The organism is Mycolicibacterium pulveris, assembly GCF_010725725.1.
Taxonomy (GTDB): Bacteria; Actinomycetota; Actinomycetes; order Mycobacteriales; family Mycobacteriaceae; genus Mycobacterium; species Mycobacterium pulveris.
On the sequence record NZ_AP022599.1, the window covers coordinates 4,386,788 to 4,398,870 of the forward strand.

General features: G+C 67.2%; 14 protein-coding genes. 7 read left to right on the forward strand and 7 right to left on the reverse strand.

What is annotated here, in order from left to right; genetic code table 11:
- Window positions 1–13: 13 nt before the first annotated feature.
- Window positions 14–1,102, reverse strand: a complete 1,089-nt coding sequence (locus G6N28_RS21225; RefSeq protein WP_163906504.1) for a class I SAM-dependent methyltransferase — start codon at window positions 1,100–1,102, stop codon at window positions 14–16.
- 76 nt (window positions 1,103–1,178) lie between these two features.
- Between G6N28_RS21225 and G6N28_RS21230 the strand changes: the two genes are divergently transcribed.
- Window positions 1,179–1,898 carry an SHOCT domain-containing protein gene (locus tag G6N28_RS21230; RefSeq protein WP_163903713.1) on the forward strand — a complete coding sequence of 240 codons (720 nt, stop codon included), beginning with the start codon at window positions 1,179–1,181 and terminating at the stop codon, window positions 1,896–1,898.
- Here the strand turns inward: G6N28_RS21230 and G6N28_RS21235 are convergent.
- Together G6N28_RS21235 and G6N28_RS21240 are read right to left on the reverse strand one after the other, a co-directional pair.
- The gene (locus G6N28_RS21235) at window positions 1,895–2,524 is read right to left on the reverse strand and encodes an MBL fold metallo-hydrolase (RefSeq protein ID WP_163903716.1); all 630 of its coding nucleotides are present in this window, start codon (window positions 2,522–2,524) and stop codon (window positions 1,895–1,897) included. The two genes, G6N28_RS21230 and G6N28_RS21235, sit on opposite strands and share 4 nt — an antisense overlap.
- Before the next feature lie 25 nt (window positions 2,525–2,549).
- Window positions 2,550–3,641, reverse strand: coding sequence for an S-(hydroxymethyl)mycothiol dehydrogenase (locus tag G6N28_RS21240; RefSeq protein ID WP_163903718.1), 1,092 nt, complete (start codon window positions 3,639–3,641; stop codon window positions 2,550–2,552).
- 134 nt (window positions 3,642–3,775) lie between these two features.
- Here G6N28_RS21240 and G6N28_RS21245 point away from each other — a divergent pair, with 134 nt between their 5' ends.
- The 5 genes from G6N28_RS21245 to G6N28_RS21265 all read left to right on the forward strand — a co-directional run bounded on the left by G6N28_RS21245 (window position 3,776) and on the right by G6N28_RS21265 (window position 8,813).
- Window positions 3,776–4,546 (forward strand): dioxygenase family protein, encoded by a 771-nt coding sequence (locus G6N28_RS21245; RefSeq protein WP_163903721.1) that lies wholly within the window; start codon window positions 3,776–3,778, stop codon window positions 4,544–4,546.
- Between the two features lie 25 nt (window positions 4,547–4,571).
- Window positions 4,572–6,188, forward strand: a complete 1,617-nt coding sequence (locus G6N28_RS21250) for a response regulator transcription factor (RefSeq protein ID WP_163903723.1) — start codon at window positions 4,572–4,574, stop codon at window positions 6,186–6,188.
- Window positions 6,189–6,280: 92 nt separating this feature from the next.
- On the forward strand, window positions 6,281–7,357 hold the full coding sequence (locus tag G6N28_RS21255; RefSeq protein WP_163903725.1) for a class I SAM-dependent methyltransferase: 1,077 nt from the start codon (window positions 6,281–6,283) through the stop codon (window positions 7,355–7,357).
- Between the two features lie 10 nt (window positions 7,358–7,367).
- A complete protein-coding gene (locus G6N28_RS21260; protein ID WP_163903727.1) occupies window positions 7,368–8,192 on the forward strand; it encodes a serine hydrolase domain-containing protein in 825 nt (274 codons plus the stop codon).
- A gap of 108 nt (window positions 8,193–8,300) precedes the next feature.
- Window positions 8,301–8,813 carry a DUF3145 domain-containing protein gene (locus tag G6N28_RS21265; protein ID WP_046754068.1) on the forward strand — a complete coding sequence of 171 codons (513 nt, stop codon included), beginning with the start codon at window positions 8,301–8,303 and terminating at the stop codon, window positions 8,811–8,813.
- An 11-nt stretch (window positions 8,814–8,824) separates the two neighbouring features.
- On the opposite strand, the gene G6N28_RS21270 is transcribed toward G6N28_RS21265, so the two are convergent.
- Genes G6N28_RS21270 through G6N28_RS21285 form a run of 4 tightly spaced genes read right to left on the reverse strand, consistent with a single transcriptional unit; the run spans window position 8,825 to window position 11,191 of the window.
- Window positions 8,825–9,091 carry a cytochrome C oxidase subunit IV family protein gene (locus G6N28_RS21270; protein WP_163903729.1) on the reverse strand — a complete coding sequence of 89 codons (267 nt, stop codon included), beginning with the start codon at window positions 9,089–9,091 and terminating at the stop codon, window positions 8,825–8,827.
- A 6-nt stretch (window positions 9,092–9,097) separates the two neighbouring features.
- The gene (locus G6N28_RS21275; RefSeq protein ID WP_163903731.1) at window positions 9,098–9,688 is read right to left on the reverse strand and encodes a cytochrome c oxidase subunit 3; all 591 of its coding nucleotides are present in this window, start codon (window positions 9,686–9,688) and stop codon (window positions 9,098–9,100) included.
- Complete coding sequence (locus G6N28_RS21280) at window positions 9,678–10,502, reverse strand: hypothetical protein (RefSeq protein ID WP_163903733.1); 825 nt, start codon at window positions 10,500–10,502, stop codon at window positions 9,678–9,680. The genes G6N28_RS21275 and G6N28_RS21280 overlap by 11 nt, the downstream gene beginning before the upstream one ends.
- Before the next feature lie 20 nt (window positions 10,503–10,522).
- Window positions 10,523–11,191 (reverse strand): hypothetical protein, encoded by a 669-nt coding sequence (locus tag G6N28_RS21285; RefSeq protein ID WP_163903735.1) that lies wholly within the window; start codon window positions 11,189–11,191, stop codon window positions 10,523–10,525.
- A 197-nt stretch (window positions 11,192–11,388) separates the two neighbouring features.
- Here G6N28_RS21285 and G6N28_RS21290 point away from each other — a divergent pair, with 197 nt between their 5' ends.
- Entirely contained in the window at window positions 11,389–12,072 is a 684-nt protein-coding gene (locus G6N28_RS21290) for a TetR/AcrR family transcriptional regulator (RefSeq protein ID WP_163903737.1), read from the forward strand.
- Window positions 12,073–12,083 lie beyond the last annotated feature (11 nt).

Sequence of the window (12,083 nt, forward strand, 5' to 3'; positions counted from 1 at the left end):
GCGGCGCCGGCCCTCAGTGCACCTTCGGCCGCTTGGTGAGCACCACGTGGGCCATCGGGATCTGCATCTGTTCGGGTGCGGCGGCGACCCGTTCGGCCACAGCGGCCTCCATGCGGTCGAGGAAATCCGGCACCCGGGGGTCGGCCAGGCCGCTGTCAAGGGCGCGGGCCAGCGTCGGAAGCACCGCAGCGCGCAAAAACGCCGCCCACTGCCGGCCGAAAAGCGCTGAGTCGGAGTTGGTTTGGTATTGGTTCCAGAACCGGTCTTCGGCGTCGAACACCTCCAGATGCTCGATCTCGAGCTGTTCGAAGCGGCCCTTCGGCGCGAAGGGCGCCAGGAAGTCGGCCTTGCTGCGCCCGACGATCGGGAGACACATGCGGTGTACCTCCTCGGCCGAGATCAGCTGCTGACCCGCCAACTCGTTGAGGGCGTCGACCAGCGCCTTGAGCAACGGGCGATAACCGAACTCGCCGGCGTCGTCGACGGCCATCGTCATGACCACCAGCCGGCCGCCGCGACGCAGTTCCCTGCCCCGGCACGCGATGAACGCCAGCCAGTCGTCGGCGCCCTGCTTAACGTAGGCGGCACGCACGTCGTCGCTGGCGCTGTAGGCCATGTGTACGTGGTCGGGGATGGGCACCGGAACGCGTCGCAGCCACTGCACCGCCCAGGAACTCCAGCCCAGGTGCACGCTGCTGGTCGGCAGGATCTGCTCGTAGAAGGACCGGCCCACCGCCGTGGGGAAGGTGTTGGCGTCTTCGTGCAGATAGCTGTCGGGGTCCTCGGTCAGCGTGCGAAACAGCGCCGAGAAATCGTTGTCGGGCACATCGGTGTGCGCCACCAGCACCGAATGGTCGAGCCGGGTCCGCTTGCGGATGGCGCGGACGGCCGAGCAGATGGGCAGCAGCGAATTGTGGCCCGTGGCGGCGCCGTAGTCGGCGATGACGATCGGCTGCGGCGCGGCAGGCAGCGGCACCTCCGACGCGGCCGTCTCGAACAGCGCGATCGCCGGACGCAGACCCGCGGCCTGCAGACGCGAACTCGCGGTGTAGGACTCGCTTTCGATCGGCTCGGGACGCACGACGATGCTGGACTCAGGCACCGCGACGTCCGACACGTGCGCACGGTTCACACCACGACCGTAGTCGTCGCCGCCGTCGCCGTGACAGACTTCGCCCATGAGTGGAAGGTTCGGCCCGCGCCTCGCTGTCGTCGTATCCTCCTTGGCCTTGGTGGTCGGTATCGCCGGCGTCATCGCCGCGTTGGTCCTCAACACTTTCGTGCTCGACGACTTCGACGCCTACGGCGAGGTGCCGATCCCCGGTTCGGGCGACGTGCGGCTACCCCAGGGGGACGTGACCGTCAGTTTTCACACCGCGATCACCGGACAGCCGACCAGCGGGTTTCCCGTTCCGCAGATCAGCGTGAGCATCAAACCGCCTGAAGGCGTTGCCGATCCGGTGGTGATCGAAAGCATCGGCGGGACGACCACGGTGAACAGCGACACCCACGTGCGGGTGTGGACGGCGCGGATCGCCGAAGGCGGCACCTACCACGTCACCACCGACGGCGACGTCAACGGCTACATCAGCCCGCGCCTGGCGTTCGGCCACGGCAGCAACCACGGTTGGCTGCTGTGGCTATTCGGCGGCCTCGCCGCAGCGGGGGCGGTGCTGCTGATCCCGTCGGTGCTCTGGTCGATCCGCGCCGCCAAACGGGCCCGCCCTCTGGAGCCCGACGAAGTGGCGCCCGTCGACACGCCGCAGGCCAAAGCCCCGGGCGACCAGGGTCTGCGGCTCGAGCAGCTCAGGACGCTGGCGGGGCTGCGCGATTCGGGCGCGCTCAGCGACGAGGAGTTCCAGGCCGAGAAGCGCCGCATCCTCGACAACCGGGGCTAGTGCCCGCGTACGACCCAGTCGTCGTAGTTGACCAGCTCGTCGCCGATCGTGGTGGAATCGCCGTGTCCGGTGTAGACGACGGTCTCGCCGGGCAGCTTCCCGAGCCGGCCCGAGATGGATTCCAGAATCGTCCCGAAGTCGGAGAACGACCGGCCCGTGGCGCCGGGGCCGCCCTGAAACAGGGTGTCGCCGCTGAACACCGCGTTGAGTTCGGGGGCGTGCCAGCACACCGAACCCGGCGAGTGCCCCGGGGTGTGCAGGGCGCGCAGCTCGATGCCGGCGACCGTCAAGGTGTCGCCGTCGTCGACGGTACGAAAGTCCTTGTCCGGGTGGGTCATCCGCCACAGCATATCGTCGGCCGGGTGCATCAGCACTGGCGCGTCGAGCGCCGCGGACAACTCAGGGGCGACGGTGATGTGGTCGTTGTGGCCGTGTGTGCACACGATCGCGACCACGTGCCGGTCGCCCACCGCGGCGCGGATCGGCTCGGCGTCGTGGGCGGCGTCGAACACCAACACCTCTTTTTCGTCGCCGACAAGCCAGATGTTGTTGTCGACTTCCCAACTGCCACCGTCGAGTTCGAACGTTCCGCTGGTGACCACCCGTTGAATCGGCCCGCCGTTCATCCTCGTCTCCTCTTCGCGCAAGCGCTCATCGGTCAAAAACCACCACGGATCTCAGCACCTCTCCGTTGTGCATCTTGTGGAACGCCTCCTCGATGTCGCCGATGCCGATGCGCTCGGTGACGAACTTGTCCAGCGGCAACCGGCCCTGCAGATACAGGCTGACCAGGTTGGGGAAGTCGCGTTCGGGCAGGCAGTCGCCGTACCACGAGGACTTCAGCGAGCCGCCGCGGGAGAAGAAGTCCACCAGCGGCATCTCCAGCGTCATCTCCGGTGTCGGAACACCCACCAGCACCACGGTGCCCGCCAGGTCGCGGGCGTAGAACGCCTGCTTCCAGGTCTCCGGCCGCCCGACCGCGTCGATCACCACATCGGCGCCGAACCCGTCGGTGAGGTCCTGGATCGTCGTCACCGGATCCAGTTCGCGCGCGTTGATGGTGTGGGTGGCGCCGAACTCGCGCGCCCAGTCCAGCTTCTTGTCGTCGGTGTCCACCGCGATGATCCGCTTGGCGCCCACCAGCGCCGCACCGGCGATCGCGGCGTCACCGACACCGCCGCAGCCGATGACCGCCACCGTGTCGTCGCGGCCGACCCCGCCGGTGTTGATCGCCGCGCCGATGCCGGCCATCACCCCGCAACCCAGCAGCCCGGCCACCGCCGGGTCGGCGGCCGAATCGACTTTGGTGCACTGCCCTTCGTGCACGAGTGTCTTGTCGGCGAACGCGCCGATGCCCAACGCCGGGGTCAACTCGGTGCCGTCGGCCAGCGTCATCTTCTGCGCCGCGTTGTGGGTGTCGAAGCACAAATGCGGGCGGCCGCGCTTACACGCCCGGCACTGCCCGCAGACCGCGCGCCAGTTGAGCACCACGAAATCGCCTGGGGCCACGTTGGTGACGCCCTCACCGACCGACTCGACGGTGCCGGCGGCCTCATGACCGAGCAGGAACGGAAACTCGTCGTTGATACCGCCCTCCCGATAGGTCAGGTCGGTATGGCACACCCCGCAGGCGGTGACGTCGACCACCACCTCGCCCGGGCCGGGATCGGGGATGACCACATCCACCAACTCGACCGGCGCACCCTTCTTCTGCGAAACCACACCACGAACCGTTTGACTCATGCATCCAACCTATCGGGCGGCGAGGACGATGCCGAAGTGCCGTCGAGCCTGCGCACAGATCGCGAATTCGCGGCGGATCGCGATCTAGCTGCAGTTTCGGTGAGAAGGGCGTGGCGGGGTGGAAGGCTGGGGTCATGCTCCCCGCGCTCTACCTCTCACACGGCGCGCCTCCGCTCGTCGACGACGACCTGTGGGTATCGCAGCTGCGCGCCTGGGCCGGCGAGCTGCCGCGCCCGACGGCGATCCTCGTCGTCTCCGCGCACTGGGAGTCCGCGCCGCTGACCATCGGGTCGACGTCGCCGCAGACGCCGCTGACCTACGATTTCTGGGGGTTTCCGCAGCGCTACTACGAGGTCACCTACGACGCGCCGGGCGCCACCGACGTGGCGGCGCGGGTGCAAGCCGCGATGCCCGCCGACGAACCGGTGCGCCACGATCCGCGCCGCAGGCTCGACCACGGCGCCTACGTCCCGTTGACGGTGATGTATCCCGACGCCGACGTCCCCGTCGTGCAGATCTCGATGCCGACGCTGGATCCGCGACGGCTGATGACGCTCGGCGAACGGCTGCGCCCGCTGCGCGACGACGGCGTGCTGCTGATCGGGTCCGGGTTCACCACCCACGGGCTGCCGTTCCTGCACGACTGGTCGCCGGACGCGGTGCCGCCGGATTGGTCGACGGAATTCGACGCGTGGGCCGCCGAGCAGTTCGCCACCGGAGACGTCGACGCGCTCATCGACTTCCGCCACCGCGCCCCCGGCATGCCGTACGCGCATCCGACGATCGAGCACTTCTCGCCGCTGTTCGTCGCGTTGGGCGCCTCCGCCGACCCGGGCCGGCCCGCGCGCCAGGTGATTGACGGCTATTGGATGGGCCTGGCCAAACGGTCGATTGAACTCAGCTGATCGGCATACCGTTGAACCGACTGACATGACCACCCGGCTAGACGTTGCAAGTGAACTTCTGATCGCGGCGCGCAACGCACACGTCCGCCGCGATTGGCGCGCGGCCTACGAGGCGTTCGCGCGCGCGGCCGAGGACACGTCGCTGAGCGTCGACGACCTCGATGCGATGGCGTCGGCGGCCTGGCGGCTCGGGCGCGGCAAGGAATCGTTGCGGGTGGCCGAGCGGGTGTTCACCCAGCTGGCCCGCACCGATCCACCGACGGCGGCGATGAAAGCCGTCGACGTCGCACTGGCCTGGCTCACCCGCGGCGACGTCAACATCGGCCGGGGCTGGATGAACCGCGCCCGACGCCTGCTCGACGGCGAACCCGTGGGCACGACCCATGGCTACCTGGCCTATTTGGACGCCGTCGTCGCCGTGATGAACCGCGACACCGCCCTGATCGGGCCGCGGGTGACCACACTGCGGGAGCTGTGCGCGCAGGTCGATTCCCCAGCACTGGCCGCGCTGTGCCACGTCGCCGAGGGGCTGGAGGCGATGCTGGACGGCCGGATGGCCGAGGCGTACGGGCTCATCGACGAGGCGATGCTGCCCGTGCTGGCCGACGAGGTGCCGCTGGAGTGGGCAGGCGACATCTACTGCATTGTGCTGCACCATTGCCACCGGCTGGCCGACCTGCCCCGCATGCGGGCGTGGACGCAGTCTATGGAGAGGTGGTGCAACGAGTTCGCCGGGTCGGCCACCTACGGCGGCGTCTGTGACGTGCACCGACTGCAGGTCCAAGCGGCAACCGAGGACTTCCGCCTCCTGGAGAGCCGGCTCGTCACGGCGAGCCATGCGCTGGAAGAGGTCAACAGCTGGGCGGCGGGGGAGGGCTACTACCAACTCGGCGAGGTTCGGCGCCGCCGCGGCGATGCCGAAGGCGCCTTCGCGGCGTTCGGTAGGGCCCGGCTGCTCGGTGTCGACCCGCAACCCGGGGAAGCGCTGCTGCGTTGCCGCGTCGGCGACGGCGACACCGCATGGACGGATCTTCGGGTGGCGCTCGCCGGGCTGAACCAGCTGGACCGCATGTGGCTGCTGCGCGGCGCTGTCGAGGTGGCCCTGGCCCGCGGCGATGTCGACGAGGCCGAAAGCCATTGTGAGGAACTGGAATCCGGGGCGGCGGCGTTCGGCACACCGGGCTTCCGCGCGTGGGCGGCGCATGCGCGGGGTGCCGTGCTGGTGCGACGCGGTCAGCCCGAGCGGGCGCTCGACGTGCTCGAGCACGCGCTGCTCGAGTACCGAACCCAGCAGTGCCGCTATGAGATCGCGCAGGTCTATGAATGGCGGGCCCTGGCGCATCACGCACTCGGCGACGACGAGACAGCCGCCGCGGATACCGCCACCGCAGAGAACATCTACACCCAGCTGTGTGTCGAACCGGTGGAGCCGTGCGGGCCGAGCGCACCCGGCGGGCTGACCAAACGCGAGATCGACATTCTGCGCCGCATCGCCGGTGGCGCCACCAACAAGCAAGTGGCCGAACAGATCTGCATCAGCGAAAAGACCGTCGGCCGCCATCTGGCCAATATCTACGCCAAACTCGGGGTCTCGTCGCGCACCGCCGCGCTGGCATGGGCACACGACAACAACCTGCTGTAGAGACCCCCTACATCATTTGCCCTACGGCAATCGCGGATTTTTGCATGGTTTTCCCGATGCGCCCGACGGTTCGTGCGGCCTACTGTCTTCCCATGACGACATTGCCCGACACGGTGGCCACCGACACCACCGAACAATTCGCCGAGCGCATCGTGGGCGCGATCGACAGCGCCAGCCTGGCCATCCTGTTGTCGATCGGTCACCAGACCAAGCTGTGGGACACGTTGGCGCAACTGCCTCCGGCCACCAGCGCGCAGATCGCCGACGCCGCAGGGCTCAACGAACGCTATGTCCGCGAGTGGCTCGGCGGCGTGGTGGCCGCGCAGGTGGTCGACTACGACGCCGCGAACCAAACATTCACGTTGCCCCGCCACCGCGCGGCGGCACTGACCCGCGCGGCGGGACCCGACAACCTCGCCCGCGTCGCGCAGTTCATACCGCTGCTGGCCGAGGTGGAACAGAAGATCATCGGGTGCTTCCACACCGGTGGCGGGCTGTCTTACAGCGAATACCCGCGTTTTCACCAGCTGATGGCCGAGGAGAGCGGTGAGGTGTTCGACGCCGCGCTCGTCGACGTCATCCTGCCGATGGCCGACGGCCTTCCGGAGCTGCTGCGCGCGGGCGCGGACGTCGCCGACATCGGTTGCGGCAGCGGACATGCCATCAACGTGATGGCACGCGCGTTTCCGGCCAGCCGGTTCACCGGAATCGACTTCTCCGAGGAGGGACTCGGCGTCGGGCGCGCCGAGGCCCAGCGGCTGGGCCTGCCGAACGCGACCTTCCTCGCCGCCGACGTCGCCGAACTGGACCACACCGAAAGCTACGACGTCATCACCGTTTTCGACGCGATCCATGATCAGGCGCAGCCCGCCAAGGTGTTGGAGAACATCCACCGCGCGCTGCGCCCCAGCGGTCATCTTGTGATGGTCGACATCAAGTCGTCCAGCCGGCTCGAGGACAACGTCGGCGTCCCCTTCACCACCTACATGTACACCGTGTCGACGATGCACTGCATGACCGTGTCGCTGGGCCTCGACGGCGCCGGCCTGGGCACCTGCTGGGGTCGTCAGCTCGCCGAGTCGATGCTCGCCGACGCCGGTTTCGGCGACGTGCAGGTGCACGAGATCGAATCCGACCCGATCAACCTGTACTACCTCGCGCGCAAGTAAGCTCCGCGCGGTGGGCGCGCTGAACACTCTTGCCGACTGGCCGGTGACGACGGCCGCCGCCGCGGTGGTCGGCCCCGCCGGGGTGCTCGCCGAGTACGGCGACGGCGGGCACCGGTTCCGGTTGGCGTCGGTCACCAAGCCGCTGGTCGCCCGCGCGGCCCACGTCGCGGTCGAAGAAGGCGCCATCGAACTCGACACCGCGGCGGGCCCGCCGGGCTCGACGGTGCGCCATCTGCTGGCGCACGCGACCGGGTACTCGATGAACTCCGCGGAACTGATGGCCAAGCCGGGCACCCGCCGGGTGTACTCCAACTACGGGTTCACGGTGCTCGCCGAGACGATCGAGCAGGCCTCGGACATCGAGTTCGGCCGATACCTCACCGAGGCGGTGTTCGAGCCGCTCGGCATGAGCGCCACGACGCTGACCGGTGGCGCGTCGGCGGCCGGGTTCGGGGCGACGTCCACGGTGACCGACCTGACCGCCTTCGCCGTCGACCTGCTACGTCCGGCCACGGTCTCGGCGCAGCTGCACGCCGAGGCCACCAGCGTGCAGTTTCTCGGCCTGACCGGCGTGTTACCCGGATTCGGCGTGCAGCGGCCCAACGATTGGGGACTGGGGTTCGAGATCCGCGGCACCAAGTCGCCGCACTGGACCGGGTCGGCCAACTCGGGCCGCACCTTCGGCCATTTCGGCCAGTCAGGAACGTTTTTGTGGGTCGATCCCGAGGCTGATCTGGCCCTCGTGGTCCTCACCGACCGCGACTTCGGCGAGTGGGCGTATCCGCTGTGGCCGGCGCTGTCTGATGAAGTGCTGAGAGAATTCCGCGCAGACTAGCGCAACAGGGGCCACACAGGGCACAATAGACACGCACGACACAGCTGCTAATTGGTTTCTGCCAGGTCGTTGGGGAAGACGTCCCTCGTGGAGCCGAAGGAGCAGCAGATGCGTGCAGCGAATCAGTTCGCCGACGCGACGACCGGCGTGGTGTACATCCATGCCTCACCCGCGGCGGTATGCCCGCATGTGGAGTGGGCGTTGTCGTCGACCCTTCAAGCTCGGGCGAACCTCAAGTGGACCCCGCAGCCGGCCATGCCCGGCCAGCTGCGCGCGGTGACCAACTGGATCGGCCCGGTCGGGACCGGGGCTGCACTGGCAAGCGCACTGCGCTCGTGGTCGGTGCTGCGATTCGAGGTGACCGAGGACCCCAGCGCCGGCGTGGACGGACACCGGTGGTGCCACACCCCGCAGTTGGGCATGTGGAGCGGACCGATGAGCGCCAACGGCGACGTCATGGTCGGGGAGATGCGGCTGCGCGCGCTGATGGCCGAGGGCGCCGACATGCTCGCCGCCGAGCTCGACTCGGTGCTGGGCACCGCGTGGGACGAGGCGCTGGAGCCGTTCCGCGACGGCGGCGAGGGCGCCGAGGTCAGCTGGCTCAGCCGCGGGGTGGGTTAGGCGGATCGTTCTCAGCTGAACACGGCGGCAGCCCCGATAACCACCGCGCAGGCCGCGCCGCACCACCACGCGAAAATCTGGTGCAAGATCGGTGGCGCGGTGCGGACTTCCATGAAGGTGTACCCGACGAGGAACACCTTGGCGAAGGCGAGCACCATGAGCGCCGCGATGAACCACATGCCGTCCGCGCCGTGCTCGAGGCCGAGCCACCATGAGATGACCGTCAAACCGACGAGACCCAACCACGACGTCAGAGTCCACCGAAGGGCTGTATTCATGTGACGTCACCTCACCAGATAGAAGACGGCAAACAGGATCAGCCAGATGGCGTCGACGAGGTGCCAGTAGGTGGCGCCGTTCTCGACGAACCGACGATGCCGCGGCGTGACATGGCCGCCACGAATCTGGCCGGTCGCACGGACGACGAAGTACAGGACCGCCATCGCCACGATCACATGCGCGAGATGTAGCCCGGTCAGCATGTAATACAGCTGGAAGAAGTTGTCGTGGTGGGGGCCGAAGCCTGCGTCGAGTTCGTGCAGCCACTCGAACGGCTTGTTGGCGATGAACGCGGCGCCGCAGAGCGCAGCCGCGCCGAAGAGGATCCGGGCCAGCCGGGTGTTTCCCTCGCGGACCAGATGGGTGGCGACGGCGACGAACAGCGACGCGGTGAGCAGGGCGACGGTGTTGGCGGTGCCTCGGGCGATGCTCAGATGGCTTGCGCCGGCGTGGAAGTCGGCCGGATGTTGACCGCGTTGGTAGAAGAACGTCACGAAGTAGAAGGTGAACACGGTGAGGTCGGTGAGGACGAAGGTCCAGATCCCGACCTCGCCCGGTACGTGACCCGTCTTGAGCAACGTTGCGCTATCGGACACCGACGGGCCTTTCGTCGTCGAGTTCGGCCGTAGTCAGGCGAGGCATCTCTTCGGCCACGCCGTTCGGGACGATCGGGTCATCCCATGTCGGCCGGTAGACCTCGGTCATGGCTTCGTGCTTCATGATCGCGCGGTAGCCGTAGACGCTGAGGATGACGACCCAGGCGAAAAACTCCACGACAGGAATCCAGGTGGGAATCGCTCCGCTGTAGCTCATCGAGCCGCTTTGGAAAAAGATGGCGAGTGGTCCCATCGCCCAGCACAGCACCGACGCCGCGGTGAAGAAACCGATCCATCGCGGGAACATCTGGTGTTCCGGTGGATTCATGATCAACGCGAGCCCGAAGGACAGCGCCCACAAATAGAAGCACGGTGCCGCCCAGAGGAACAGGAACCATCCGGCATCGAAGAATGCCTGGGTGATCTGCGGATCGATCTGGCCGGCGCGGAATCCCGCCAACGCCCAGAAGATCGCGATGATCACGAAAATGCAGACGGACGCGGCAAGGGTGGCCAGCTCGCAGATGTGGAGCACGGGCAGCCGACCCTCGGCGCGGCGGTTCCACACGGTCAGCGACGCCCCCCACGGCGCGAGAAGTCCGCCTGCGAGAAGCATCAGGATGCATCCGGCCTGGTACGCATTCTGATGTCCGGCAAGCCAACCGGCGAGCTGCTCGGCCGGCCAGTCAGGGCTGGGCACCGGGACGAACTTGGCGAGGAACACCCATCCCGTCAGGTACAGAACGGTGAGCACGATGCCCATGGACAGGCATAGCTTGTGCGCCGCCGGTGTCCACCTCTGCTCAACTTCCATGGTCAGTGCCTTCCTGTAGCTCACACGGTGACAAGGTCGCGGTCTATGGTTTGGCGCTGAAGAGACCGCAGGGCGGGAACGGTCAGTCCGACAACCCAGATGAAAAAGATGAACACCGGTATGTAGAAGGCAATCGCGCCGTTCCACGCCATCGGTCCGGTCTTGAAGAAGAAGATCAGGCAGGCAGGAATGAACAACAACCCCGTCCACACCGCGAGATAACCGGTCCATCGCGGCAATCCGGGCTCGGGACGAGCATCGCGGAAGATGGCCGCGGCCTGCGCAAAGCACCAGACGGTGAACGACGGCCATGGCGCCAGGAACGTGAACCATCCGAGATCATGAAGGGCGCGAACGATATACGGGTCGGTGTCGTCCAGCCGATAGGCGGCCGCCTGGAAGATCCAGCACGCGCCCTGGCCGATGAGTGAGCCGATGGCGACGCTGCCGAGTTGAATGTAGGTGAGCACCGGCAGATGAGCTTCCGGCGCATGCGTTCGAGCGGCGATACCCATTGCCCAGGTGACCAGCAGCGCGAACCCGACCATGGTGATGACCATGCCGATCCGGAAGCCGATGAGGTTGGCTTGCAGCCGCGCCGCCAGGTCTTCGGGGGATAACTGCGGCGATGGCGGTGGCAGGTATCTGGCGACGAACATGAAGCCGAAAGCGAACAGCACCAACGTCACCGGACCCGTCCAGAGCAACAGCCGTTGGATCCTGATGTCGACGGCGTTCATGCGGGTCTCCCCTCGATTCGGCCGCGCTCGGACTAGTGATGCAACCGCTTCCTAAGTGGAGCCAGACGATACGCTCCGCTCATTCGGTTAGTCAAGCGTCTGCTTCACTAATGGGATGCCGGTGCTTCACTGGTAATCTGCCGAGGGTGAGCGGCAAGAGGACTCAGGGCGCAGCGGCGAGGGCCAAGCGTCGTAAAGGCTCCGAAGTCCGCGCGTTGATCCTGGAGTCAGCCCGGGATCTGTTCGCCACCCGCGGCTATCACAAGACGACGTCGCGGGAGATCGCAGCGGCTGCCGGCGTATCGGAGCGGCTCATTTACTTTCATTTCACCAACAAAGCCAACCTGTTTCAGCAGGCCGTGGTGGCTCCGATGACCGCGTTCATGGACGCCTTCGTCGAAGATTGGCGCCGCTACGCCGATACGCCGCTTGACCTCGACCTTGTGGCCACGCGATGGATAGGTGGCATGTACGACTTGCTGCGGCAGCACCGGCAACTTGTGCTGGCGCTGTTGATGGCCGATGCGTACGAGAGTGAGGTCGCGGGCAGCCTCAACGGCAAGGAATCGCCGATCGCGGCGATCCACGCGCTCACCGAGGAGATCATGACCGCGGAGTACGAGAAGCGTGGCTACGCCGCCCCCGATCTTCGCCTCACCGTGCGCCTGCCGTTCGCCACCCTGCTCGCGACCGCGGTGTTCGACGGGCCCGTGCTGGCCGGCATGGGCCGACGCCCCAGCCGTGACACGTTGGTCGAGGAGATGGTCGCCCTCGTGATCCACGGTGCGGAGGGCCGCATGCAGGCCGCGCCGAGGAGAACGCGGACGTAACCGGCGCTTCG